Raw genomic sequence first — 25,333 nt, 5'->3', positions numbered from 1 at the left:
GGTGAATATCATGAACTTAGAAGAATATAAGGGAGTATATGTCTTTGCTGAACAGGTAGACAACAAACTGAGCGGAATCGCATTTGAACTTCTTGGAAAAGCAAAAGACCTTGCAGCAGACTTAAATGCAGAAGTAGCAGCCGTTCTGATCGGTTCTGACGTAAAAGGACTTGCAGATGAGCTTGCAGCATACGGAGCAGATAAAGTAATCGTAGTAGATGATCCGGAACTGAAAGAATATAGAACAGAGCCATACGCACATGCACTGGCATCTGTTATCGAAAAATATAAACCGGAGATCATGTTAGTCGGCGCAACTGCAATCGGACGTGATCTTGGTCCTAGAGTATCCGCAAGAGTACAGACAGGTCTTACAGCAGACTGTACACAGCTTGAGATCGGTGATTTCCCGATCAATCCGGTAGCAGGAAAAGAGCAGAAGCACAATCAGCTTCTTATGACTCGTCCGGCATTTGGCGGAAATACAATCGCTACCATCGCATGCCCGGATAACCGCCCGCAGATGGCAACCGTTCGTCCTGGTGTTATGCAGAAGATTGCTAAGATTGAAGGCGCAAAAGCCAATGTTGAAGAGTTTAATCCTGGATTCACACCGGATAACAAATATGTTGAGATCATGGAAGTTGTTAAATCTGTATCTGAGACTGTTGATATCATGGATGCCAAGATTCTTGTATCCGGTGGACGTGGAGTCGGAAGTGCAGAAAACTTCAAGATCCTGGAAGATCTTGCAGAAGCACTCGGCGGAGAAGTAAGCTGCTCACGTGCAGTTGTAGATAATGGCTGGAAACCAAAAGATCTTCAGGTAGGACAGACAGGAAAGACAGTTCGTCCTCAGGTATATTTTGCAATCGGTATTTCTGGAGCGATCCAGCATGTAGCAGGTATGGAAGAATCTGATCTGATCATTGCAATCAACAAAGATGAGACAGCTCCGATCTTTGATGTAGCTGACTATGGTATCGTTGGAGATCTGAATAAGATCGTACCAGAACTTACCAAACAGATCAAAGAAGCAGTTGCTGCTAAAAAATAAAGAATAGCTGGTAAAACAAAGATGGTGTCGCAAAGAAGCGGCACCATTTTTTTGTATACAAATCGAATAGAAGTTAGCCTGCTCTATTTTCGTGCGGAAAGCTTGTGCGTCTGGGGGATATTATGGTATACTTTATAAGATATAGACTTTGTAGTTATAGCTTAAGTAGGAGTGTGAATAAATGGCACAAAGAATTAAAAGCAGACGAAGGAAGGCTGTAAAAAAGCAGGCGGTTCATTATTTTGATTACAGTCTTCTGGCGATTATTATATTTCTGATGTGTTTTGGACTGGTAATGCTATACAGTATCAGTTCCTATGAAGCACGAACGGAATACGGAGATGGGATGTACTTCCTGAAAAGGCAGGGTCTCATCGGACTTGGAAGTATTGTTGCGATGATGTGGGTTTCTCGCCTGGATTATCATATGTTTTCCAAATATGCAGCAATGAGCTACTGGGGATCCATGCTTCTTCTTGCACTTGTTAAATTTACACCACTTGGTATTGAGGTAAATGGTGCACGAAGATGGTTCCGGCTTCCGGCTAACCAGTCATTCCAGCCGGCAGAGATTATGAAGATCGCTGTGATCATATTTATCCCATACCTGATCTGCAGAATGGGGAATAAAGTACACACCCTGAAAGGATCGCTGGGAGTTGTGGAGTGGGGAGGTTTGGCAGCACTGGGAGTTTATGTGCTGACTGATAATCTAAGCTCTGCGATCATTGTAATGGGAATTTCCTGCTGTATCCTTTTTGTCGTACATAAGAAGCAGAAGATTTTTCTGTGGATTGCAGGCGGCGGGCTGGCTGTTTTTGTGGCGGGATCATATATCCTCGGAAGACTTCTTGAGAACAGCACCAGCTTCCGACTCAGACGTATCATTGCCTGGCTGAACCCGGAAAAATATGCGTCAACGATTTCTTTCCAGACGGTACAGGGACTATATGCGATTGGATCAGGTGGCTTTTTTGGGAAAGGACTGGGAAATGGTGTGCAAAAGACGGTAATACCGGAAGTGCAGAACGACATGATCCTGTCAGCAATCTGTGAAGAGCTTGGGGTATTTGGAGCGATCATTATCCTGGTTTTGTTCGGTCTTCTGATCTACAGACTGCTTTTTATTGCACAGAACGCACCTGATCTGTATGGAGCACTGATCATGACAGGGATTATGTCACATATCGCGATCCAGGTAATTCTCAATGTTATGGTAGTTACGAACATGATGCCGAATACCGGAATTACATTGCCTTTTATCAGTTATGGTGGTACATCCATCCTGTTCCTGATGATAGAGATGGGAATGGCACTTGGAATTTCTAGAAGAATTAAACTGGAAGGGTAAAAAAAGCTTTTTTTTCAAAGAAAAGTGTGATATGATGTTATAAGTGGTAATGAAAACCACGTATAATGGATGCAAATGACACGTTTCGGAGGTTTGGATTATGAGTTATAAAGTGATTGTGGACAGCTGTGGAGAATTGACAGCAGAGATGAAAGCTTCAGGTCGGTTTGAGACAGCATCACTGGGACTGGAGGTTGGAGATTGTCATATAATTGATGATGAATCTTTCAATCAGGCTGAATTTTTGAAGAACGTAGCTGAATGCCCGACATGTCCAAAGTCAAGTTGTCCGTCTCCGGAGACATTTATGGAAGGATATCACTGTGATGCGGAGCATGTATATGCTGTTACGTTGTCTTCTGAACTGAGCGGTTCTTATAACAGTGCCGTACTGGGCAAGAATTTATATGAAGAAGAATATGGTGAGAAAGATATTTATGTGTTCAACTCAAAATCTGCATCAGTAGGACAGACGCTCATCGGGATGAAGATTGCGCAGTGTGAAGAGCGGGGCATGACATTCAAGGAAGTGGTAGCTGCTGTAGAAGCATATATTGAAGAGCAGCACACATATTTTGTTCTTGAGACGCTTGAGACTCTTCGTAAGAATGGAAGACTTACAGGATTAAAAGCAATTGCGGCAACAGTACTGAATATTAAGCCGGTGATGGGGGCTACTCCGAAGGGCGAGATTTGTCAGTTGGGTCAGGCGCGCGGAATTAAAAAAGCACTTAAGAATATGGTGGATTGTGTGATCGCAGATCTGAAAGATCCGGAGAGCAAGGTACTTGCAATTTCGCATTGTAACTGCCCGCAGAGAGCACAGGATGTGAAGAAGATGCTGGAAGAACGTGTGAAATTAAAAGACATTATCATTCTGGATACCAGAGGTGTCAGTAGCATGTATGCGAATGATGGCGGAGTAATTATTGCAGTATAGCTTGTATCAATCGTAAAAGTGTGATAAAATATACTGGTTAGATGATTGCGAAGGAGACTTGCAGATATGAGTCAGAAAAAAGTAGATTATTATAAACAGGCAAAAGCGAACAGAAAGCGTGAAGAAAAAAAGAAAAACTTGCGAAAAGCTTTTGATTATACGATCCTTGGGCTGATTGCACTTGCAATCGTTGTCTGGATTGGATGGTCCGCTTATGATATGTATGAATCAAAGCAGCCAAGAGCAGTAGCAGAAGTTGATTATTCTGCTGTAAATGATTATGTCCAGTCACTTAACACTGCTGAGTAGATGAAAAGAAGAAAGTGGAGAGATGGTTCCATTGTGGAACGGTTTCTCCACTTTTTTTATGCACTGTGTGGGGAATGGAGTATAAAACGCTCCACTTTTCACCACAAAATGAATGAAAAATGGGAAAAAATATGATTTATCGGACTTTTTTCAGAATGGATAAATTCGAAAAAGTGCTTGAAAAGGGCGGAAAAGTGGGGTACAATGGATACAAGTGGTAGAAAGTGGAGCGAAGTGGAGCAAAGTGGCATGGAAAGTGGCAGACCACTTTGAAAGAAGGTGATCCTATGTTGACTGGAGAATTTAATCATAGTATTGATTCAAAAGGCAGGCTGATTATTCCTTCCAAATTACGAGAGAGTCTGGGAGAACATTTCGTAATTACGAAAGGGATGGACGGCTGCTTATTTCTGTATCCGGACAATGAATGGAAAGCCTTTGAAGAGAAGCTTAGAACCTTACCGCTTACAAACAAAAAAGCCAGAGACTTTAAGCGTTTCTTTCTTGGAAGTGCTACGGAAGGAGAACTTGACAAACAAGGGAGAGTTTTGATATCTTCTTCTCTTCGCGCTTATGCAGATCTTGAAAAAGAGGTTGTTCTAGCAGGTGTGCTGGACAAGGTCGAGATCTGGAGTAAAGAGGCGTGGGAAGCGCGTACAGCTGATGTTGAGGAAAATATCGAGGACATTGCAAGTGACATGGAAGATTTGGGACTTAGCATCTAAATAGATCTTTTAATTAGGAGGACACCATGGCATTTAAGCATAAATCAGTATTACTGGATGAGACAATCGAAGGACTGAACATCAAGCCGGACGGTATTTATGTTGATGGCACACTTGGAGGAGGCGGACATGCATATGAAGTATGTCGGCGTTTAAACAACAAGGGGAGTTTTATAGGAATAGACCAGGATGCGGCGGCGATTGAAGCGGCAGGCACCCGATTAAGCGACTTCGGGGAGAGAGTTACAATAATCAGGAGCAATTATTGTGATATGAAGTCGAGGCTCCATGAGAAAGGAATTGACAAGGTCGATGGAATTGTACTCGATCTGGGCGTATCATCTTATCAGTTAGATACGGCAGATCGTGGTTTTTCCTATCGCGTAGATGCGCCTTTGGATATGAGGATGGACACACGTCAGACTTTATCTGCAAAGGAGATTGTCAATGGCTACAGTGAGATGGACCTTTTTCGGATCATTCGCGACTATGGTGAGGACAAATTTGCGAAGAATATAGCAAAACATATTGTTATGGCAAGAGAGAAAGGTCCTATTGAAACAACCGGGCAGCTGGCAGAGATTATCAGACAGTCTATACCGATGAAGTTTCAGAAGATGTCGGGGCATCCGGCAAAAAGAACCTTTCAGGCAATCCGGATTGAATGTAACCGGGAACTGGAGGTGCTCAGGGATTCACTTGACGATATGATCGATATTTTAAATCCGGGAGGAAGGATATGCATCATCACGTTCCATTCCCTGGAGGACAGAATTGTCAAAGGAATTTTTAAAAAGAATGAGAATCCATGCACGTGTCCGAGTACTTTCCCGGTATGTGTGTGTGGAAAAGTTTCCAAAGGAAAAGTCATTACGAAAAAACCGATTCTTCCAAGTGAAGAAGAGATGGAAGTGAACAGTCGTTCTAAGAGTGCGAAGCTGCGTATCTTTGAGCGCGTATAGAATTTGAAAGGGTGGTGCTGTATGGCAAAATACAGTCATAGAATACAGGCAGACAGACGTACAGTAACAAGCCGAGGAATGTACATATACGGAAATACAGTTCGCCAGGCAGAAGTCATGCCACAGCGACAAGAGGAACCAAGAAAAGAACATAAAAAGAAAAAACTGGACAGACAGATTTTGAAAAATCGAAGAAAAGCAATGCGGATGAATCCTGCATATGTGATGTTTCTTTCAATTGCGGCAGTGGCAGCGCTTGTAGTCTGTGTATGGTATCTGCAGGTACGTGCAGAGCTTACAAGCCGGACAGAGCATATTACCGAGCTGCAGCAGGAACTGGCAGATGCAAAAGAAGAGAATACAACTAGATATAACGTAGTAATGGATTCTGTGAATCTGGAAGAAGTAAGAGACCGTGCAATCAATGATCTGGGTATGGGATATGCGACTTCGGATCAGATCATTGAATATCAGAACCCGGTTAATGATTATGTAAAACAGTACGAAAGTATTCCGAAAAGCGGAGTGCTTGGACAGACAACAGATAAATAGGTTTATGAACAAAGGTGAATAACATGTCAAAAAGAAGAAAAAGAAAGCCTTCCGTTCTGAGGCATAAATTCACGGTTGGAATGCAGAAAAAGCTGGTAATGCTCTTTATAGCGATATTACTGGCTTTTGTTATTCTTGTCGGAAGAATTACCTATATCAATGCCTCGTCAGGAGAAGATTATACCAAGACAGTACTGGATCAGCAGCAGTATATGAGTCAGTCGATTCCGTTCAAGCGTGGAGATATTGTAGATACAAACGGCACAAAGCTTGCGACAAGTGAGCGTGTATACAATGTGATTCTGGATGCAAAGGTCTTACTTTCAGACGAGACAAAAAAAGCTGAAAACATAGCAGCTACGAAAAAAGCGCTGAAAAGTTATTTTCAGATCAAGGCATCGGCAGTGGATGCAATTATCGCGGACAGTCCGGACAGTCGATACAATATTCTGAAAAAAGGAATTTCCTACGATGATGCGAAGGCATTTGAAGCGGCAGAGAAGAAAAATTCCAAGATCAAAGGAATCTGGCTGGAAGAGGATTATGTCAGAAAATATCCATATAATACACTTGCCTGCGATGTCCTGGGATTCAGCGTATCGGGGAATGTGGGAGCAAGCGGACTGGAAGCATCCTATAATTCAACGTTGAATGGAACGGATGGACGCAGATATGGTTATCAGAATGAAGACTCGGCAATTGAAAACACGGTGAAAGAGCCGATAAATGGAAATACGATCGTAACAACGATTGATGCGAACCTGCAGTCTATCGTGGAAAAGCATCTGGAAGAGTTTAACCAGGCGCACACAGATGAAGCGCAGGAGGGGATGGGATTTAAAAACGGAGCTGTGATCATGATGAACCCGAATACCGGAGAAGTTCTGGCAATGGCTTCCTCACCTACCTATGATCTGAATAATCCGAGAGATCTATCCAAGTATTATACAGAGGAAGAAATAACCGGAATGAGCAGTGACGATAAGATCGATGTTCTGAATGAACTCTGGAGAAACTTCTGCGTGAGCGATACTTTTGAGCCGGGATCTACGATCAAACCATTTACGGTTGCAACAGGTCTGGAGATTGGTGCACTGAAAGGCGATGAGATCTATTACTGCGGTGGTTCCCTTCAGATCGATGAATGGGAGATTAAATGTATCTCTTATGATAATGGTGGACACGGGCAGCAGAATCTGACACAGGTTATGGAAAATTCATGTAACGTTGCCCTGATGCAGATTGGTCTGGCAATCGGACCGGAAGAATTCTGTAAGTACCAGAGTATTTTTGGATTCGGTCAGTATACGGGAATTGATCTTCCGGGTGAGGCGGTTGGTATTTTGCAGTCACCGGATGGAATGATCAAAACGGATCTTGCAACCAACTCTTTCGGACAGAATTTTAACGTAACTATGCTTCAACTTGCGACAGGATTCTGTTCTCTGATCAATGGTGGCGATTATTATGAACCGCATCTTGTAAAAGCCATTCAGGATGAGAACGGAAATGTGATCCAGACTATTGATCCGGTGTTGGAGAAGAAGACAATTTCTAAAGAAACTTCTGATAAACTGAAAAGTTATATGTACAGTGTTGTTCAGAACGGTAGTGGTAGATATGCACAGGTAGAAGGATATGATATCGGTGGTAAGACCGGTACAGCGGAAAAATTGCCCCGTGGAGAGAATAAGAACGTGGTATCCTTTATCGGATATGCACCGCAGGAGAATCCGGAAATTATGATTTATGTAGTCATCGATGAACCGAATGCTCCGGATCAGTCAGCGACCAGCAGCCTGATCTCGCAGCTCGCTTCTGATATTATGGCAGAAGCATTTCCGTATTTGAATATTACAAAGGCTCCGGCTGAGTAATTTGGGTATAACCCCGGAAGACAGATCATACAGTAATAGTAAGAATCTGTTTTTCGGGGTTTTTATGCGGAATAAGACTTATAATAAAAAGAAAATGCTGGTAGTATTTTTAAGCGCGCTTCTGATGATTTTTTTTCTGATCGCAAGACTGGTGTATTTGATGATATTTGATGCTGCGTATTATCAACAGAAAGCAAAAACGCTGCACGAAAGAGAGAGGGAGATCAAGGCGGCAAGGGGAGAGATCATTGACAGAAATGGCAAAGTCCTTGCGACCAATAAAGCGGTGTGTACCATATCTGTTATCCATAGTCAGATAACAGATCCGGAGAGAGTGATCCAGGTTCTTGCCGATGAGCTGGGAATAGAGAAAGAAATGATTCGGAAAAGAGTCGAAAAAGTTTCTTCTAGAGAAAAAATAAAGACAAATGTGGAGAAAGAGACCGGGGACCGGATTCGTGCATATGAACTGGACGGGGTGAAGGTAGATGAGGATTTTAAACGGTACTATCCGTATGGCAATCTGGCTTCAAAGGTTCTTGGATTTACCGGTGGAGACAATCAGGGAATCATTGGACTGGAAGTAAAGTATGAAAATTATCTGAAAGGTGTGAACGGAATGATTCTGACAACAACTGATGCCAGAGGGATTGAGCTTGCGGATACGTTGGAAGACAGAGTAGAACCGGTTTCCGGAGACACTCTGCAGGTAAGCCTGGACTATAATATCCAGGAATATGCACAGCAGGCTGCGGAAAAAGTAATGGAAGAAAAACAGGCAGATGCAGTTGTGATTTTGATCCTGAATCCAAAAACAGGGGAAATCTATGCCTGCGTCAATGCTCCAGAGTTTGATCTGAATGCCCCGTTTACATTACCAGAGGGAACAGATGCCGCTTTGAATGATGAAGAAAAACAGGCAATGCTGAATCAGATGTGGCGGAACAGGAGTATCAATGATACTTATGAACCAGGATCGATCTTTAAGGTATTTACTGCTTCGGCGGCGTTGGAAGAGGGAGTGGTCAAAGAAGAAGATACTTTTTACTGTCCTGGATACAAGCTTGTGGAAGACCGCCGGATCCGGTGTGCGAGGACGACTGGACATGGATCCGAGACGTTTGTACAGGGGGTGCAGAATTCCTGTAATCCGGTTTTTATTGAAGTAGGGATGCGGCTTGGAACAGAGAATTTTTATAAATATTTTGAAAAATTCGGATTGATGGGGAAGACAGGTGTAGATCTTCCGGGAGAGGCTGTAACGATCATGCACAAGAAGGAAAATGTAGGGCAGGTAGAGCTGGCAACGATGTCGTTTGGACAGTCTTTTCAGGTGACACCGATGCAGATGGCAACAACAGTATGTTCTCTGGTGAATGGGGGAAAAAGGATCACTCCTCATTTTGGCGTCGCCGTTTATGATGCGGAAAGTGGAGAGAAAGAAGAAACGATTTCTTATGGAAAAAGAAAACGGATTCTTTCTAAAGAAACGTCAGAAAAGATGAGAAAGATACTGGAAACGGTTGTGTCCGAGGGAGGAGGAAAAAAAGCACAGATCGAAGGATACCGGATCGGAGGAAAGACAGCGACCAGCCAGACGCTGCCAAGAAGTGCGAACCGTTATATAGGATCTTTTATCGGATTTGCACCTGCAGATGATCCGCAGGTAGCAGCAATGGCAATTATTTACAACCCACAGGGTATCTATTATGGCGGGACGATAGCAGCTCCGGTTGTGCGCGATATTTTCGACAATATTCTTCCCTATCTTGGAATCGAACGGGAAGAAAACCCGTGAAGCAGTTGAAAAAACAGGGCAGATACATTATACTAAAGCGTAGAATCTGTGCCTTTAAGGTAAGGGCTGATTTTGAAAACAAAAGAAAGACAGAGGTGTATTATGGATTTTACAATGGTCATACCGGTGCTGATCGCGTTTGTTCTCAGTGTGGCAGCAGGACCGGTGGTAATTCCTGTTTTAAGAAGACTCAAGATGGATCAGACAGAGAGAGAAGACGGGGTGAAGTCGCATCTTAAAAAAGCCGGAACGCCGACGATGGGAGGCGTGATGATCTTGTTTGCGATTGCGGTCACTTCGCTGATCTATGTAAGAGAGTATCCGAAGGTGATTCCGGTACTTTTTGTAACGATTGGATTCGGACTGGTCGGGTTCCTGGATGATTATCTGAAAGTTGTTCTTCACAGATCAGATGGACTGATGCCGATGCAGAAGATGGCACTCCAGATCGTGATTACAGCGATTTTTGCGTTTTACATCGTGAAAGTGGCAAAGATACCGCTTACCATGCTGATACCGTTTTCAGGTGGGAAATATCTGAACATCGGCTGGTTTGCCATTCCGGTACTTTTTATTGCAGTGATCGGTACCGTCAATGGTGTGAATTTTACAGATGGACTGGACGGGCTTGCATCCAGTGTAACAGTTCTTGTGGCAACTTTCTTTACAGTTGTTGCGATCGGAACAAAGAGTGGGATCGAACCGATTACCTGTGCAGTGGTAGGTGCGCTGCTGGGATTCTTATTATTCAACGTTTATCCGGCAAGCGTATTTATGGGCGACACCGGATCACTGGCTCTTGGGGGCTTTGTTGCTTCGACAGCATACATGCTCCAGATGCCATTATTCATTATCATCGTAGGACTGATCTATCTGGTAGAAGTTTTATCAGTTATGATCCAGGTAACATATTTTAAGAAAACAGGCGGAAAGCGTTTCTTTAAAATGGCGCCGATCCACCATCATTTTGAGCTGTGTGGATGGAGCGAGACACGGGTGGTTGCAGTTTTTTCAATTGTAACTGCAATTCTGTGCCTGGTTGCACTGCTGGCATTATAGGAGGCTTACAAAAATGGATTTACAAGGAAAGAAAGTGTTGGTATTCGGTGCGGGGATCAGTGGGATCGGATCCTGCGGATTATTGGAAAAAGAAGGGGCAGAGGTAATTCTGTATGATGGAAATGATAAAAAAGATGCCGAGGCAATGAAAGCACAGCTGGGTGAGGGAAGCAAAGTCCGCGTTGTTCTCGGAGCTTTTCCGGAAGAGGAGATGGAAAGTCTTGATCTGGTTGTAATGAGTCCGGGGGTGCCGACTGATCTGCCGGTTGTTCTGGCTATGAAAGAAAAAGGAATTCCTGTCTGGGGCGAGATTGAGCTTGCCTATGTATGTGGAAAAGGAGATGTGCTTGGAATTACCGGAACCAATGGGAAAACGACAACAACCTCTCTTTTAGGCGAGATTATGAAAAATGCCCGTGACAGCGTTTTTGTTGTGGGAAATATCGGTACACCATATACGAATGCCGCAGCAGATACCAGAGAAGATTCTGTGATCGTGGCAGAGCTTTCAAGCTTCCAGCTGGAGAGTATTCATACCTTCCATCCAAAGGTAAGCGCAGTTCTTAATATCACACCGGATCATCTGAACCGCCATCATACGATGGAAGCATATATTCGTGCAAAGATGAATATTGCGAAGAATCAGACACCAGAAGATATCTGCGTTCTCAATTATGAAGATGAAGAGACAAGAAAGATGGCAGATGAATTTCAGGCAAGTGTTCTATTTTTCAGCAGTAAGCATAAACTGGAACAGGGCATTTATCTTGACGGAGAAGATATTGTATACAAACCGGAAAAGGAGAAAGAAGGAACGGTCATCTGCAAGACCGGCGAATTACAGATCCTTGGCGTCCACAATTATGAGAATGTTATGGCAGCGGTTGCAATGGCAGCGGCTTACGGTGTAGATCTGGATGTGATCCGTAAGTCTGTACTTGCATTTAAGGGGGTTGAGCATCGTATTGAATATGTGGCAGAGAAGAACGGGGTTGTCTATTACAATGACTCTAAAGGAACGAATCCGGATGCGGCGATCAAGGGAATCCAGGCAATGAACCGCCCGACGATCCTGATTGGTGGTGGATATGATAAACAGTCCGATTTCCATGAATGGATCCAGAGCTTTGATGGAAAAGTCCGCTATCTGGTACTGATCGGTGCTACAAAAGAGCAGATTCAGAAAGAAGCAGCAGAGTGCGGATTTCATGACTGTATTTTAAAAGATACTTTCGAAGAAGCACTCGATACCTGTGTGGAGCTTGCAAGACCCGGAGATGCAGTTCTGCTGTCACCGGCATGTGCAAGCTGGGGAATGTTCCCGAACTATGAAGTGCGTGGGGAAGAATTCAAAAAATACGTGAATGCATTATAAAAGAAATAAAATAATTTCATATAATCTGTATCAAAGGGCGTGAAACAAAGTGGAGGAAAAAGGGAAAAAGGGGCGTATGGATTACACGCTTCTGTTGATTGTTGTTCTCCTGGTTGTGATTGGACTGGTGATCTTATACAGTACCAGTGCATATAACGGGCAGGTGAAATTTCATGATTCCTTTTACTATCTGAAAAAGCAGGCGTTTGCGACGGTGCTTGGAATTGTACTGATGCTGTTCGTGGCAGGGATGGATTACCACATCTGGCAGAGACTGGCAGTATTTGGTTATCTGGCAGCAGTTGCACTTTCGGTTGCGGTCATGTTGTTTGGCAGAGAAATTAACGGGTCCAAAAGATGGTTAGCTTTGGGCCCGTTTTCTTTTCAGCCATCAGAATTTGCGAAAGTTGCACTGATTCTTTTTCTGGCGGATCTTGTGACGAAGAACGTAAAAACAATCGGAAAAATGTGGACACTTTGCAGGATCATGTTCTGGATCCTTCCAATCGTGGGACTTGTGGGAGCGAGTAATTTAAGCACGGCGATCATTATTCTGGGAATCGGTGTGATCCTGATCTTTGTGGCAAGCCCGAAGTATGCGCAATTTGCCTTGATGGGAATTGCAGGCGCCTGCTTTATGGGGATTTTTCTTGCCCTTGAAAGCTATCGGCTGGAACGGCTTGCTATCTGGAGAAATCCGGAAAAATATGAAAAGGGTTATCAGACCCTGCAGGGGCTTTACGCGATTGGATCCGGAGGAGTATTCGGAGTCGGGATCGGAAACAGTGTACAGAAGCTGGGATTTGTACCTGAGGCACAGAATGATATGATCTTTTCAATTATTTGTGAAGAGCTTGGACTCGCAGGTGCTGGGATTATCGTTTTTCTGTTTCTGCTTCTGATCTGGCGCTTTTTCCTGATCGCATCTGGAAGCAGGGATCTTTTTGGTGCGCTGATCGCGACCGGAGCGATGGCACATATGATGATTCAGGTTATTTTAAATATTGCAGTTGTGACGAACACAATTCCGAATACGGGGATTACACTTCCTTTTATCAGTTATGGAGGAACATCGGTGATGTTTCTTTTAATTGAAATGGGACTTGTGCTAAGTGTGTCACAAGTGGTAGACTAAACAGGAGATATACAAAAGACGGAAGGAGGAAGATGCCTGATGGGATGATACAGAAAGAAAGGAAAAAGAGAATCATAAAGCAGGCTGCCATGAAAGCCATTCTGGTCATTATTTTGGTTTGCATAGCTATGATTACGTTTCTTTTACTCTTTCAAGTGCGGAAAATTGAAGTATCAGGAAATCAGTATCTTAGCAGACAGGAGATTGCAGACTGGGTGCAGGATGATAATTGGTCTTCCAATTCTCTGTATGTGATGATCAGGAACCACCTGATGAATCACGAGCTGCTTCCGGCAATGGAAGAGGCAAATGTGACGATGAAGAATCCGTGGACTGTGAAGGTGACGATCAAAGAGAAGCGTGTGGCCGGTTATATCGTGTCAGGTGATGAATGTATTTATTTTGACAAGGATGGTATCGTACTTGCAAAGACAAAGGAGCTGTGGGATGGAATCCCGTGCATTGAAGGGCTGGAAGTAAAGAAAGTACAGCTTTACAAAGAACTTCCGGTCAGCAAGGCGAACAAAAAAGCATTTGGGAACCTTCTGGATATGACGATGACACTGAAAAAATGTGATCTCGCGCCGGATAAGATTGTTTGTTCCGGTTCAGATCTGTATCTTTTTTTTGGAAACAAATGTGTCAATGTCGGGCACACGAATCTGGAAGAACGGATCATGCAGATATCGCCGATCCTTGAGAAGCTGGGAGATCAGGGAGGAACCCTGTATCTGGAAAATTTTAACACAGATAATATTACAATTACCTTCGAAAAAGATGTGATTCCGGACCTTGGAACATAATCTGTGTCAAGTGAATAAAAAAATAGGAAAATATACAAAATTCTATTGATATTTTTCGGAAAAAAATATATTATAGTCTTATGTATAACTAAGCGCATATTGACATTTAGGGTGTATAATATAATAAGGTGACGAAGGAGGAGAAACTCTTGTTAGAAATTAAAACAAATGAATCAGAAGCAGCAGCTAAAATAATTGTAGTCGGTGTAGGTGGCGGCGGAAACAATGCAGTCAACCGCATGATCGATGAACAGATTGCAGGTGTTGAATTTATCGCAATCAATACAGATAAACAGGCTCTTCAGTTATGTAAAGCTCCGACTCTTATGCAGATCGGAGACAAGCTTACAAAGGGTCTTGGTGCAGGGGCTAAACCGGAGATCGGTGAAAAAGCAGCTGAGGAAAGTGCCGAAGAGATCCAGTCAGCACTCAAGGGAGCTGATATGGTATTTGTTACCTGTGGTATGGGTGGCGGAACAGGAACAGGAGCAACTCCTGTTGTTGCGCGTATTGCCAAAGAGCAGGGAGCACTTACTGTTGGCGTTGTAACCAAGCCTTTCAAATTCGAATCCAAGACAAGAATGAACAACGCTCTTGCCGGAATCGAAAAATTAAAAGAAAATGTAGATACACTTATCGTTATCCCGAATGATAAGCTTCTTGAAATTGTAGACAGAAGAACAACTATGCCGGAAGCACTTAAGAAAGCTGATGAAGTTCTTCAGCAGGGTATCCAGGGTATCACAGACCTGATCAATGTACCTTCACTGATCAACCTTGACTTTGCCGATGTACAGACAGTTATGACTGATAAAGGAATTGCTCATATCGGTATCGGACAGGGCAAAGGTGATGACAAGGCTCTTGAAGCAGTTAAGCAGGCAGTTGCCAGCCCTCTGCTTGAGACAACCATCGCAGGTGCATCTCACGTTATCATCAACATTTCAGGTGACATCACACTTATGGATGCGAGTGATGCAGCAGAATATGTACAGGATCTTGCAGGTGAAGATGCAAACATCATCTTCGGTGCAATGTATGATGATTCCAAGTCAGATGAAGCAACTATCACAGTTATCGCAACAGGTCTTCACAATGTAGGTGGAACACAGAGCAAGCTTCAGTCAAGACTGGAACATAAAGCAGCTATGATGAACGGTGGATCTGGAATGGGAGCAAGCAATATTTCACGTCCACAGTTTAATCCGGGAGAATACAGCAATGTAGAAAGACCGGTATACGGAGGCAGACCGGTACAGCAACAGACTACACAGGTACCACCGCTTCAGAGTGCAAGAACTCCACAGAGCAAGGTGAAAGAGCAGTCTATCAAGATTCCGGATTTCTTTAAGAAATAAGAATGAAATAACAGGGAAGCAGTAAGAAATTACTGTTTCCCTGTTTTTCATAGTTTACTGTTCATAGCGTACCATTTCGCGTCGCAGTCTCTGCATAATTTTCTTTTCAAGTCTTGATATGTAAGACTGGGAGATTCCAAGAAGATCGGCCACTTCTTTCTGCGTTTTTTCTTCCCCGTCGGGGGTTCCGAGTCCGAATCGCATCTGCACGATTACCCGTTCCCTGTTTGAAAGCCGTCCGATGGCTTTCCCAAGAAGTTTGTGTTCTGCTTCGGTTTCCATATCACGATAAATAGTATCTTCTTCAGTTCCAAGAATATCGGAGAGAAGAAGCTCATTTCCATCCCAGTCAACATTGAGCGGTTCATCGATGGAGACCTCCAGTTTGGTCTTGTTATTCCGGCGCAGATACATGAGGATCTCGTTTTCAATACAACGGGAGGCATAGGTGGCAAGTTTGATATTTTTCTCTGGATTGAAGGTATTGATTGCTTTGATCAGTCCAATTGTGCCGATGGAGATCAGGTCTTCTACGCCTACACCGGTATTGTCAAATTTTTTCGCTATATATACAACCAGACGCAGGTTATGTTCAATAAGAAGCTTTTTTCCTTCTTCATCCTGCCCGCCTCCGAGAAGGGAAATGGCATGACCTTCTTCTTCACTGCTAAGTGGGAGCGGCAGGATATCTGTCCCTCCTATGTAATGGATTTCCTGCTTTTCCGGGAAGAAAACACTGCGGAAAGAGGGAATCATTTTCAATTTAAAACAATCTGAAACAGCAACTTTTATCATCATTATAATCCTCCTAACAATCTTCAGGATGCAATAGCATTTCATATTTTCCGTTTCCAAAATTCTTCTGTTCGGAAATACCGATCAGTGGAGAATGGATCAAAAATTCAGATTCTCCTGTTATTCTCATCTTCTTGACAGAAAAAACAGGAAGAATACTGGTCGTCTTCTGTATAGTCCGGTACGGGATGTACCGGAGTCTTCCAGGTGAGATTTGGGAAGAAATCTTCTGACAGGCGTCTTTGCTGATAATATGAACCGGCTTTCCGGTCAGTGGATCAGAAAGATGATTACCACTGTCCAGAAAGGCTTTCAGATGAAAATCTTTTCCATTTACAGTTAAAATCACATCAAAACTATGATCTTGTGATTTCCATAGTTTCTTTAGAAACAAAAGTCCATGATATAAAAGAAAAAAACCACAGATGCCAAGGGTGAAAAGAAAAGATATGATCCGGAAAAATTTTCCAAAATAAAGACGGAGCCAACTCATGATACCTCCAAGAAGAAAGCTTGCAAGATAGAGTAGAATCCATGCTTTGAAAAAAACGGGAAATGTCCGGATTTTCAATCCGATCACTGTCATACAGGAATTTACCAGGAAAAACAGCAGGATATAGCGGGTCCATACCGGGCATGGAAAAAATAAAATGGCACAGGTCAGTAGTGAACCGGTAAAGGAACCGGCAAGAAGACTTCCATAAGTGGCAGAACATGGAAATACTTTTTTTACTGCCAGAAGAATCAGAAAATCCATCATCATATTTTCCAGAAACAATACATCCAGATATACTTCATACTGCATAGTCTTATCCTTCTTTCTCTTTAGCTGCTAAATAGATTTGGTACTTAAGCATGCTTTATTATAGAAAAGATGTGTTTCAAATTTTGTCAGAAGATGGAAAAAACAGAATAATTTTATTCGACATGCTGAAATGCTGGATTTTTTTAAAGAATTGTCGAAAAAGACAGGAAAAGACCGGCGTTCCATGTCGGAAGCCGGTCTCTGGAAAGATAAGATCGGTATTTATCTGTCGTCACGATCCCATTTGTCAGCAAGATTCTGGATCTGTGACTCGAATTTTGCAAGATCTTTGTTTGCAAGACCTTCATTTTTAAGCACAACATCCATGAGGTGTTTGGCTGCCGCAACCACGCGGTTGAATGCAGTAAGAGCACGTGCTTTGGCCGGCTTTTCAACTGCTTTTTTCGGAAGCCTGATACCTTCAGAAAGGATGGTATCGGTTGCGAGATCAACACAGCCTCCGGAGTATGGTGCAAATGCCGGAATGCCGAAACGGTCTGTGATGGTAGCAGCGAAAGAATCTGTAACCGTATCCTCTCCATGTACAACAAAGATGTGGGATGGTTTTTCTTTGAATCCATCAATCCAGTTCAGAAGACCATTCATATCGGCATGTCCGCTGATCCCTGCAAGGACTTCAATACGGGCATTAACCTCTACATTTTCGCCAAAGAGCCGGACTGATTCCGGTTTGCTTTCGACAAGCTTGCGGCCAAGAGTGCCAACTGCCTGATAGCCTACGAAGAGGATCGTACATTCTTTTCTCCAGAGATTGTGTTTCAGATGATGGCGGATACGGCCGGCTTCACACATTCCGGAAGCAGAGATGATTACTTTTGGTTTGTCATTGAAGTTGATCATTTTAGATTCTTCACTGGTGATCGTGGTTTTCAGTCCCTGGAAAAGAAGAGGGTTGATTCCTTTACTTATCAGAGCCATTGCATCCTCATCAAAGCAGGACTGTACATTTTTCTGGAAAACGTTGGTTGCTTCGATCGCCAGAGGACTGTCTACATAAACTTCAAAATTCTGATATTCCGGCAAAAGATTATTTTCTTTGATCTCACGGATAAAGTATAAAAGCTCCTGGGTTCTTCCTACTGCGAAAGATGGAATGACTACATTTCCACCTTTGGCAAAGGTTTCGCGCAGGACTCTGGTAAGATCCTTAATATAATCCGGTTTTACAGTAGAATGGACCCGGTTTCCGTAGGTGGATTCGATGACAAGATAATCGGCTGCATCCACATGCTGCGGATCTTTGATGATCGGCTGGTCAATATTTCCGACATCTCCGGAAAATACGATTTTTTTGCTTACACCGTCTTCTGTGATCCAGACTTCAATGCAGGAAGAACCAAGCAGATGACCGACATCTGTGAAGCGGAGTTCGATTCCTTCACAGAGCTGGATCGTCTGGTTATAATCGATCGGCGCAAGAAGTGCAACTGCATTCATGGCGTCCTGTACAGTATAAAGTGGTTCATAAAGCGGAGCACCGGAACGAAGTGCCTTCCGGTTTCGCCATTCTGCTTCGGATTCCTGGATATGTGCACTGTCACGGAGCATAATGCTGCACAGATCAGAGGTGGCGAATGTACAGATGATTTCTCCTTTAAAACCATTTTTTACAAGCAGAGGAATCTTGCCGGAATGGTCAATGTGTGCATGCGTTAAGAGGATATAGTCGATCATGGAAGGATTGATCGGGATTTCCTGATTCTCATACAGATCAGGTCCCTGTTCCAGTCCACAGTCTATTAGAATATGTTTTCCACATGCTTCAAGATAATGGCAGCTTCCAGTTACTTCATGGGCGGCACCGATAAAAGTAAGTTTCATATACTCAACCCCTTTGCGTAAAAATTATTTTAGTATATTATACTATAATTTAAAGAAAAATGATAGAAAATCAGACAATATTACTAAGATGTATATTCTTTCAGAAGAGTATGGGAAAAGTCAAGGAGCGATATTTTTAATATTTTAGTGGGAATCGAATAAATAAAAACAGTTTTGAGAAAAATTTATACCAGTAAAGATTTGGAGGTTTATTGAGATGGTACTTAATAAAGTAGAAATCTGTGGTGTAAATACAGCAAAGCTTCCCCTGCTTAGCGACGGGGAAAAAGAGGTGCTTTTTGAGAAGATCAAAGCGGGGGATGAGGAGGCAAAAGAACAGTATATCAAAGGAAATCTGCGTCTGGTACTCAGTGTGATCAAACGCTTTTCGGGAAGCAGTGAAAATCCGGATGATCTGTTTCAGATCGGGTGCATCGGACTGATCAAGGCAATCAATAATTTCAATCCGGAGCTGGAAGTAAAATTTTCAACTTATGCGGTACCGATGATTATTGGAGAAATCCGGCGGTTCATCCGGGACAATAATTCGATCCGTGTTAGCAGGTCACTTCGTGATACGGCATATAAAGCCATTTACGCGAAAGAAAATTATGTCAAAGTAAACCAGAAAGAACCTACTGTTCAGGAAATTGCAGAGGAAATCGGGATCGCAAAGGAAGAGATCGTCTATGCGCTGGATGCGATCCAGATGCCGGTCAGCTTAAATGAGCCGGTATATAATGACAATGGAGATGCTATGTATGTGATGGACCAGATCAGTGACAAAAGGAACAAAGAAGACAGATGGGTGGAGAAACTGTCTCTTCAGGCGGCAATGGACCGACTCGGAAAAAGGGAGAAGTATATTATCAGACTTCGTTTTTTTGAAGGAAAAACGCAGATGGAGGTAGCAGAAGAAATCGGAATCTCACAGGCACAGGTAAGCCGCCTGGAAAAGAATGCACTCAGGGATATGCGACAATATCTGCGAAGTGAATAGAAAAATAGAGATTTCCAGTTGAAATTTGTCAAGGTTCATACTATTATAATCATAGAACAGAAGAACAGGAGAACAGCAATGTATAAAGCGTGTATTTTTGACTTGGATGGAACTTTGACAAATACGCTGGATTCGCTGACTTATTCAACGAATAAGACGTTAGAAGAAATGGGACTTGAGCCGATTACCAAAGAACAGTGCCGAAGCTTCGTTGGAGATGGAGCCAGATGCCTTATGGAACGTGCACTTCGTGCGTCCGGAGACACAGAGCTTAAGAGGATTGAAGAAGGTATGGAAGTGTACAGCAGAATCTTTGGAGAAAATTGTATGTACCATGTACGTCCTTATGATGGCGTTGTTCAGATGTTAGATTCACTGAAGAAGAAGGGAATAAAGATTGCAGTATTTTCCAACAAACCACATTTGCAGGCGATCGATGTAGTGGAAAGTACATTTGGAAAAGGATATTTTGACCATATTCAGGGGCAGTCGGGTGAATTTCCGAAGAAACCGGATCCGGAAGGACTTCTGTGGATACTTGATAAATTAGGGGTATCGCCGGAAGAAGGAATATACATAGGAGACTCGGATGTAGATATGAAGACAGGGAAGGCTGCCGGTATGTTTACAGTCGGAGCAGAATGGGGATTCCGGACCAAAGAACTTCTTGTGGAGACAGGAGCAGATGCAACAATTGCACATGCTGAAGAATTGCTTAACTATTTATAGTTCAGATGAGAAAATTTTTCTGTGAGAAAGATAAGGGAGGGTTGCCTGTATGTATGAGTATGATGAAGAATGTCTGCAGACATTCCTGAATATGCAGTCACAGCTTTTTGATGAGCCGGTTGCAGAGACACTGGAAGAGGCAGAAGCGTTTTTGGAAGACTGTATGGCGGTTGTTGTAGATTCTATCAAGGATGTGAGAGATTATCTGGATGAAAGCGGAGCGGACATCAGTGGTATGAGTGATGAAGAGCTGGAAGAGGCTTCAGAAGTATTCGCACTTCCGAACGGACAGTATCTGATCGTGGAAGGTTAATAAAAGGAAAAGAGCTGCGGCATCAGTTGGTTGCCGCAGCTTTTTTGAGCGCATCACGGATGGCGTTGAGAAGAAGCTGAGAAGTATAGGGACTGTCACTTGAAAGCGTAAGATGATCAAGGGACTGGGATTTACAGATCTGGTCAGCCAGATTCTCAAGAGATGGCTGAAGAAGAGGATACATGGCAGTTACCGTCTCACTTAGATTGGAAATGCGGATGGAATTGATAGAGGTGTCAGAGACAGAAACTTCCACTTCCAGATCTTCATTTCCGAGTGTAAAAGAAGAGGTATAAACGCCGGGAGTATATTTTTTGTCGGATACAGAGGAATGCCGGTCTCCGGAGAACATAAAGAATAAAAGGCAGAGGATGAGAATACCTAAAGTGGCAAAAATAACAGTATAGATAATTTCTTTCATGTGAAGTACGATGATTTTTGTTTTGGAATTCATAAAGAACCTCCTTAGGCAGTATGGAATTTCGGCAGGTTATGCCGCTTAATAAACTATATGAAAAGAAAAAATAGTTTATGCATGAGAAATGCGTGACAAAAGAGAAAGGATTTAGTAGAATCAGGAAAGAGAAAAAGCAGAGGTGAATAGAATGTTTATAATTGCAGGACTTGGAAACCCGGATGAAAAGTATCAGGGGACAAGACATAATGTTGGATTTGATGTGGTGGACCGCCTGGCGGAGAAATACCAGATAGCAGTCGATACTAAAAAACACCGTGCCCTCATCGGAAAAGGAGTGATCGAGGGACAGAAAGTGCTTCTTGTGAAGCCGCAGACTTATATGAACCTGAGTGGAGAGAGTATCCGTAGTCTGGTGGAATATTACAAGATCGATCCGGAAGAAGAACTTCTTGTAATTTATGATGATATCAGTCTGGAAGTCGGACAACTCAGGATCCGCAGAAAAGGAAGTGCCGGTGGACATAACGGAATCAAAAATATCATTGCCAATCTTGGAACCAGTGTGTTTCCACGGATCAAGGTAGGTGTGGGAGAAAAACCGAAAGGATATGATCTTGCTGATTATGTTCTTGGAAAATTTTCCAAAGAGGACCGTGTACTTATGGAAGAAGGATATGATCTTGCCTGTGAAGCTTCTGCTCTGATCTTGCAGGGAGCAATCGATCAGGCAATGAACGAATATAACCAGAAAAAGAAAGAATAAGAGGAGGCAAAAAGCGATGCATGCACTTACGGCTCCTTTATCTGAACTGGCAGAGATTGAAGAAATCTATGAAGAGCGTGGACGGGAACCGGGCATGCTGCTTCTTTCCGGGTGTGTGACATCACAGAAAACGCATTTGATGTATGCGCTTGGAAAAGATTATGGGCATACATTGATCGTTCTTTCCAGTGAAGATAAAGCAAAAAAATTATACGAAGAATATCGTTTTTTAAATGAAAATACCAGCTATTATCCGGCAAAGGATCTCCTTTTTTATCAGGCAGATATCCACGGAAAACAGCTGGTCAAACAGCGGATGGAAACCTTGCAGATGATGATGGAGGCAAAAAGCCAGGTTACGGTCATTACAACGATTGACGGATTCATGGATGAACTGCCATCGGAAGCAGAAATAAAAGGGGACATTCTGACCATTTCCAATGGGGAGGCGCTGGAATTTGAATCGCTGAAGGAGAAGATCATAAAACTTGGATATGACAGGGAAGCCCAGGTGGATGGTCCGGGGCAGTTTGCAGTTCGTGGTGGGATCATTGATATTTACCCACTTACCGAGGAATTGCCGATCCGTATTGAATTCTGGGGAGATGAAGTGGATTCAATACGGACTTTTGACGTGGACAGCCAGAGATCTGTAGAGAATCTGGAACAGATCGTTATTTATCCGGCAGATGACAGACTGGGAAGTGACCGGAAAGTTTCTTTTATCAACTACTTTGATCCGAAGGACACCCTGGTGTTCCTGGATGAACCAGCAAGGCTTCTGGAAAAAGGGCGTCTGGCAGAAAATGAAGTGGAAAAAGCGAGAGAGAACCGTGCAGAAGAAATGGAAAGGACCGGGGAAATGGAAGAAGCTCCGGAATTTTTTACGACTGATGAAATTATAAAATTTCTGAACAAATTCTGTATGATCGGGATGTGTGCTCTGGAAATGAAATGTAAGCCATTTTTTGTGAAAAAGCGGTTTGGGATCCAGGCAAAAAGCGTTAACCCGTATAACAGCAGCTTTGAGATGCTGACACAGGATCTCAAAAGACTGAAAAGGAACGGATACCGGGCGGTTCTGATTTCTGGGTCCAGAACAAGGGCAAAACGTCTGGCAGAGGATCTACGTGATTATGATCTGAGCAGTTTTTACAGTGAGGATCAGGAACGTGAAGTGAATCCAGGGGAGATCATGGTATGCTACGGGCATATAGAAGTCGGATACGAGTACCCGATGATTAAATTTATTGTCATATCTGAGTCAGATATTTTTGGAAAGACAAAGAAGAAAAAGAAACGAAAAAGTTATGATGGACAGAAAATAAGCAGCTTTTCGGATCTGAAACCGGGAGACTATGTAGTGCATGAGAATCATGGACTTGGAATCTACCGGGGAATTGAAAAGATAGAAGTTGATAAGGTGACAAAGGATTATATGAAGATTTCGTATGCTGATGGTGGAAATCTTTATATTCTTGCCACACAGCTTGACCAGATCCAGAAGTATGCCAGTGCAGATGCTAAAAAGCCGAAACTTAACAAACTTGGAGGACAGGAATGGCATCGCACGAAGAGCAAGGTAAAGACAGCAGTCTGGCAGATTGCCAAAGATCTGGTGGAACTCTATGCAGTACGGCAGTCCAAAGAAGGATTTGTCTATGAAAAGGACACGGTCTGGCAGAAAGAATTTGAAGAAATGTTTCCGTTTGAGGAAACGGAGGATCAACAACTTGCAATCGAGGCAACAAAACGGGATATGGAAAGTCCAAAGATCATGGACCGTCTGATCTGTGGGGATGTGGGATTTGGAAAGACAGAGATTGCAATCCGGGCAGCATTCAAGGCAGTGCAGGAGAACAAGCAGGTTGTCTATCTGGTCCCTACTACGATTCTTGCACAGCAGCATTACAACACTTTTGTGCAACGGATGAAAGAATTTCCGGTAAGGGTGGATCTGTTATGCCGTTTCCGCACACCTGCACAACAGAAAAAAACGATCGAAGATTTGAAAAAGGGACAGGTTGATATCATCATCGGAACCCACCGGGTATTGAGTAAGGATGTGGCATTTAAAGATCTGGGACTTCTGATCATTGATGAGGAACAGCGTTTTGGAGTACAGCATAAAGAAAAGATCAAAAAGCTGAAGGAAAATATTGATGTTCTGACACTTACGGCAACACCGATTCCCCGAACGCTTCATATGAGTCTGATCGGAATCCGTGACATGAGTGTGCTGGAAGAAGCACCAGTTGACCGGATGCCGATCCAGACCTATGTGATGGAGGAGAATGATGAGATGGTCCGGGAGGCAATCGAAAGAGAAATTTCCCGCCAGGGACAGGTGTACTATGTCTATAACCGTGTCCAGGATATAGCTGAAATGGCAGCGAAGATCCAGAAACTTGTGCCGGATGCAAATGTGGCATATGCACACGGGCAGATGCGGGAACACAAGTTAGAAGATATTATGTACGATTTCATCAATGGAGAAATTGATGTTCTGGTATCGACGACGATCATCGAGACCGGTCTTGACATTTCCAATGCCAATACCATGATCATCCATGATGCAGATCGGATGGGGCTCTCCCAGCTTTATCAGCTACGTGGAAGAGTTGGAAGATCGAACCGTATGGCATATGCATTTCTTTTGTACAGAAGAGACAAAATGCTCCGGGAGGTTGCAGAAAAACGTCTTTCGGCAATTCGTGAGTTTACAGATCTTGGCTCTGGTGTAAAAATCGCCATGCGGGATCTGGAAATCCGTGGGGCAGGAAACCTGCTTGGGGAGGAACAGCATGGACATATGGATGCAGTGGGATACGATCTTTACTGTAAGATGTTAAGTGAGGCAGTCCGTCACCTGAAGGGAGAGATCCCGGAAGAAACCTATGCGACAACCGTGGATCTGAATATTGATGCTTATATTCCGGCATCTTATATTCCGAATGAGTATCAGAAACTGGATATCTATAAACGGATCGCAGCAATTGAGACAGAAGAAGAACAGGAAGATATGCTAGAAGAACTGATTGACCGTTTCGGCGATCCGCCACGCAAGGTGCAGCAACTTCTGATGATCGCGCAGCTGAAGGCGAAAGCACATGCGGCTTATGTGATTTCGGTAGAGCAAAAAGGCGATGAATACAAATTTACCATGTATGAGAAGGCAAGGGTAAATGTAGCAAAGATTCCGGAACTGCTGGCAAAATATAAGGGAGAACTGACATTTAAGACAGATGCAGAAAATCCATATTTTATTTATTGTAAACTTCGGAAAAATAAAAAAGAAAAAGCAGAGCAGATTCTTGAAAATGCAGGAAAAATTGTCGAAGATATACAGGGACTTGTCGAAGAATAA

23 protein-coding genes are annotated in these 25,333 nt (G+C 43.1%); 19 read left to right on the top strand and 4 right to left on the bottom strand.

Annotated features, from left to right (window positions below):
- Positions 1–10 precede the first annotated feature (10 nt).
- The 14 genes from PGR14_RS02435 (at position 11) to ftsZ (ending at position 15,301) form a co-directional block, all read left to right on the top strand.
- Positions 11–1,057, top strand: a complete 1,047-nt coding sequence (locus PGR14_RS02435; protein WP_008371912.1) for an electron transfer flavoprotein subunit alpha/FixB family protein — start codon at positions 11–13, stop codon at positions 1,055–1,057.
- 181 nt (positions 1,058–1,238) lie between these two features.
- Positions 1,239–2,408: an FtsW/RodA/SpoVE family cell cycle protein gene (locus PGR14_RS02430; RefSeq protein ID WP_055296812.1), complete on the top strand. Its 1,170-nt coding sequence runs from the start codon at positions 1,239–1,241 to the stop codon at positions 2,406–2,408.
- 100 nt (positions 2,409–2,508) lie between these two features.
- Positions 2,509–3,348, top strand: a complete 840-nt coding sequence (locus PGR14_RS02425; RefSeq protein WP_008371909.1) for a DegV family protein — start codon at positions 2,509–2,511, stop codon at positions 3,346–3,348.
- A gap of 66 nt (positions 3,349–3,414) precedes the next feature.
- Complete coding sequence (locus tag PGR14_RS02420; RefSeq protein WP_055296810.1) at positions 3,415–3,657, top strand: hypothetical protein; 243 nt, start codon at positions 3,415–3,417, stop codon at positions 3,655–3,657.
- A 287-nt stretch (positions 3,658–3,944) separates the two neighbouring features.
- Complete coding sequence (gene mraZ / locus PGR14_RS02415) at positions 3,945–4,382, top strand: division/cell wall cluster transcriptional repressor MraZ (protein WP_022220764.1); 438 nt, start codon at positions 3,945–3,947, stop codon at positions 4,380–4,382.
- A 26-nt stretch (positions 4,383–4,408) separates the two neighbouring features.
- A complete protein-coding gene (rsmH, locus tag PGR14_RS02410) occupies positions 4,409–5,344 on the top strand; it encodes a 16S rRNA (cytosine(1402)-N(4))-methyltransferase RsmH (RefSeq protein WP_008371903.1) in 936 nt (311 codons plus the stop codon).
- Between the two features lie 21 nt (positions 5,345–5,365).
- Positions 5,366–5,896: a hypothetical protein gene (locus PGR14_RS02405; protein WP_008371901.1), complete on the top strand. Its 531-nt coding sequence runs from the start codon at positions 5,366–5,368 to the stop codon at positions 5,894–5,896.
- A gap of 23 nt (positions 5,897–5,919) precedes the next feature.
- The gene (locus PGR14_RS02400; RefSeq protein WP_055296808.1) at positions 5,920–7,773 is read left to right on the top strand and encodes a peptidoglycan D,D-transpeptidase FtsI family protein; all 1,854 of its coding nucleotides are present in this window, start codon (positions 5,920–5,922) and stop codon (positions 7,771–7,773) included.
- Positions 7,774–7,837: 64 nt separating this feature from the next.
- Positions 7,838–9,571, top strand: a complete 1,734-nt coding sequence (locus tag PGR14_RS02395; protein ID WP_055296806.1) for a peptidoglycan D,D-transpeptidase FtsI family protein — start codon at positions 7,838–7,840, stop codon at positions 9,569–9,571.
- A 102-nt stretch (positions 9,572–9,673) separates the two neighbouring features.
- A complete protein-coding gene (gene mraY, locus PGR14_RS02390) occupies positions 9,674–10,630 on the top strand; it encodes a phospho-N-acetylmuramoyl-pentapeptide-transferase (protein WP_055157373.1) in 957 nt (318 codons plus the stop codon).
- A gap of 13 nt (positions 10,631–10,643) precedes the next feature.
- Complete coding sequence (murD, locus tag PGR14_RS02385; protein ID WP_055157375.1) at positions 10,644–12,005, top strand: UDP-N-acetylmuramoyl-L-alanine--D-glutamate ligase; 1,362 nt, start codon at positions 10,644–10,646, stop codon at positions 12,003–12,005.
- A gap of 76 nt (positions 12,006–12,081) precedes the next feature.
- A complete protein-coding gene (locus tag PGR14_RS02380; RefSeq protein WP_022220761.1) occupies positions 12,082–13,140 on the top strand; it encodes an FtsW/RodA/SpoVE family cell cycle protein in 1,059 nt (352 codons plus the stop codon).
- Between the two features lie 44 nt (positions 13,141–13,184).
- Positions 13,185–13,943 (top strand): cell division protein FtsQ/DivIB, encoded by a 759-nt coding sequence (locus tag PGR14_RS02375; RefSeq protein ID WP_172676569.1) that lies wholly within the window; start codon positions 13,185–13,187, stop codon positions 13,941–13,943.
- Positions 13,944–14,092: 149 nt separating this feature from the next.
- Positions 14,093–15,301 (top strand): cell division protein FtsZ, encoded by a 1,209-nt coding sequence (ftsZ, locus tag PGR14_RS02370; protein WP_022220760.1) that lies wholly within the window; start codon positions 14,093–14,095, stop codon positions 15,299–15,301.
- 54 nt (positions 15,302–15,355) lie between these two features.
- On the opposite strand, the gene sigE is transcribed toward ftsZ, so the two are convergent.
- The 3 genes from sigE to PGR14_RS02355 form a co-directional block, all read right to left on the bottom strand.
- On the bottom strand, positions 15,356–16,099 hold the full coding sequence (gene sigE / locus PGR14_RS02365; protein ID WP_008371883.1) for an RNA polymerase sporulation sigma factor SigE: 744 nt from the start codon (positions 16,097–16,099) through the stop codon (positions 15,356–15,358).
- Positions 16,100–16,109: 10 nt separating this feature from the next.
- Complete coding sequence (locus tag PGR14_RS02360; RefSeq protein ID WP_055246484.1) at positions 16,110–16,901, bottom strand: sigma-E processing peptidase SpoIIGA; 792 nt, start codon at positions 16,899–16,901, stop codon at positions 16,110–16,112.
- 222 nt (positions 16,902–17,123) lie between these two features.
- Entirely contained in the window at positions 17,124–18,743 is a 1,620-nt protein-coding gene (locus PGR14_RS02355) for an MBL fold metallo-hydrolase RNA specificity domain-containing protein (protein ID WP_055296804.1), read from the bottom strand.
- A gap of 217 nt (positions 18,744–18,960) precedes the next feature.
- On the opposite strand from PGR14_RS02355, the gene sigG reads away from it, so the two are divergent.
- From sigG to PGR14_RS02340, 3 genes are all read left to right on the top strand, one after another.
- Positions 18,961–19,743: an RNA polymerase sporulation sigma factor SigG gene (gene sigG, locus PGR14_RS02350; RefSeq protein WP_055246488.1), complete on the top strand. Its 783-nt coding sequence runs from the start codon at positions 18,961–18,963 to the stop codon at positions 19,741–19,743.
- A gap of 78 nt (positions 19,744–19,821) precedes the next feature.
- The gene (locus PGR14_RS02345) at positions 19,822–20,472 is read left to right on the top strand and encodes an HAD family hydrolase (RefSeq protein WP_055261309.1); all 651 of its coding nucleotides are present in this window, start codon (positions 19,822–19,824) and stop codon (positions 20,470–20,472) included.
- Between the two features lie 49 nt (positions 20,473–20,521).
- Complete coding sequence (locus PGR14_RS02340) at positions 20,522–20,785, top strand: hypothetical protein (RefSeq protein WP_008371877.1); 264 nt, start codon at positions 20,522–20,524, stop codon at positions 20,783–20,785.
- A gap of 22 nt (positions 20,786–20,807) precedes the next feature.
- Here the strand turns inward: PGR14_RS02340 and PGR14_RS02335 are convergent, their stop codons facing one another.
- Positions 20,808–21,239 carry an FMN-binding protein gene (locus tag PGR14_RS02335; protein ID WP_055296800.1) on the bottom strand — a complete coding sequence of 144 codons (432 nt, stop codon included), beginning with the start codon at positions 21,237–21,239 and terminating at the stop codon, positions 20,808–20,810.
- A 151-nt stretch (positions 21,240–21,390) separates the two neighbouring features.
- On the opposite strand from PGR14_RS02335, the gene pth reads away from it, so the two are divergent.
- On the top strand, positions 21,391–21,966 hold the full coding sequence (gene pth, locus PGR14_RS02330; RefSeq protein WP_055296798.1) for an aminoacyl-tRNA hydrolase: 576 nt from the start codon (positions 21,391–21,393) through the stop codon (positions 21,964–21,966).
- A 16-nt stretch (positions 21,967–21,982) separates the two neighbouring features.
- The gene (gene mfd / locus PGR14_RS02325; protein ID WP_055296796.1) at positions 21,983–25,333 is read left to right on the top strand and encodes a transcription-repair coupling factor; all 3,351 of its coding nucleotides are present in this window, start codon (positions 21,983–21,985) and stop codon (positions 25,331–25,333) included.

This window comes from Coprococcus sp. AF99-45 (assembly GCF_027663865.1).
Classification (GTDB): domain Bacteria; phylum Bacillota; class Clostridia; order Lachnospirales; family Lachnospiraceae; genus Allocoprococcus; species Allocoprococcus comes.
Note: the sequence above shows the minus strand (reverse complement) of the source record. Positions and strands in the feature narration are given on the sequence as shown.

Coding starts and splice junctions, on each gene's coding strand:
- PGR14_RS02335 (WP_055296800.1), bottom strand. CDS start 21,239: ATGAATTCCAAAACAAAAATCATCGTACTTCACATGAAAGAAATTATC.
- PGR14_RS02420 (WP_055296810.1), top strand. CDS start 3,415: ATGAGTCAGAAAAAAGTAGATTATTATAAACAGGCAAAAGCGAACAGA.
- PGR14_RS02380 (WP_022220761.1), top strand. CDS start 12,082: ATGGATTACACGCTTCTGTTGATTGTTGTTCTCCTGGTTGTGATTGGA.
- PGR14_RS02400 (WP_055296808.1), top strand. CDS start 5,920: ATGTCAAAAAGAAGAAAAAGAAAGCCTTCCGTTCTGAGGCATAAATTC.
- PGR14_RS02405 (WP_008371901.1), top strand. CDS start 5,366: ATGGCAAAATACAGTCATAGAATACAGGCAGACAGACGTACAGTAACA.
- sigG (WP_055246488.1), top strand. CDS start 18,961: ATGGTACTTAATAAAGTAGAAATCTGTGGTGTAAATACAGCAAAGCTT.
- PGR14_RS02425 (WP_008371909.1), top strand. CDS start 2,509: ATGAGTTATAAAGTGATTGTGGACAGCTGTGGAGAATTGACAGCAGAG.
- PGR14_RS02340 (WP_008371877.1), top strand. CDS start 20,522: ATGTATGAGTATGATGAAGAATGTCTGCAGACATTCCTGAATATGCAG.
- PGR14_RS02430 (WP_055296812.1), top strand. CDS start 1,239: ATGGCACAAAGAATTAAAAGCAGACGAAGGAAGGCTGTAAAAAAGCAG.
- PGR14_RS02375 (WP_172676569.1), top strand. CDS start 13,185: ATGATACAGAAAGAAAGGAAAAAGAGAATCATAAAGCAGGCTGCCATG.
- PGR14_RS02435 (WP_008371912.1), top strand. CDS start 11: ATGAACTTAGAAGAATATAAGGGAGTATATGTCTTTGCTGAACAGGTA.
- rsmH (WP_008371903.1), top strand. CDS start 4,409: ATGGCATTTAAGCATAAATCAGTATTACTGGATGAGACAATCGAAGGA.
- mfd (WP_055296796.1), top strand. CDS start 21,983: ATGCATGCACTTACGGCTCCTTTATCTGAACTGGCAGAGATTGAAGAA.
- PGR14_RS02395 (WP_055296806.1), top strand. CDS start 7,838: ATGCGGAATAAGACTTATAATAAAAAGAAAATGCTGGTAGTATTTTTA.
- mraY (WP_055157373.1), top strand. CDS start 9,674: ATGGATTTTACAATGGTCATACCGGTGCTGATCGCGTTTGTTCTCAGT.
- PGR14_RS02345 (WP_055261309.1), top strand. CDS start 19,822: ATGTATAAAGCGTGTATTTTTGACTTGGATGGAACTTTGACAAATACG.
- pth (WP_055296798.1), top strand. CDS start 21,391: ATGTTTATAATTGCAGGACTTGGAAACCCGGATGAAAAGTATCAGGGG.
- murD (WP_055157375.1), top strand. CDS start 10,644: ATGGATTTACAAGGAAAGAAAGTGTTGGTATTCGGTGCGGGGATCAGT.
- sigE (WP_008371883.1), bottom strand. CDS start 16,099: ATGATGATAAAAGTTGCTGTTTCAGATTGTTTTAAATTGAAAATGATT.
- mraZ (WP_022220764.1), top strand. CDS start 3,945: ATGTTGACTGGAGAATTTAATCATAGTATTGATTCAAAAGGCAGGCTG.
- PGR14_RS02355 (WP_055296804.1), bottom strand. CDS start 18,743: ATGAAACTTACTTTTATCGGTGCCGCCCATGAAGTAACTGGAAGCTGC.
- PGR14_RS02360 (WP_055246484.1), bottom strand. CDS start 16,901: ATGCAGTATGAAGTATATCTGGATGTATTGTTTCTGGAAAATATGATG.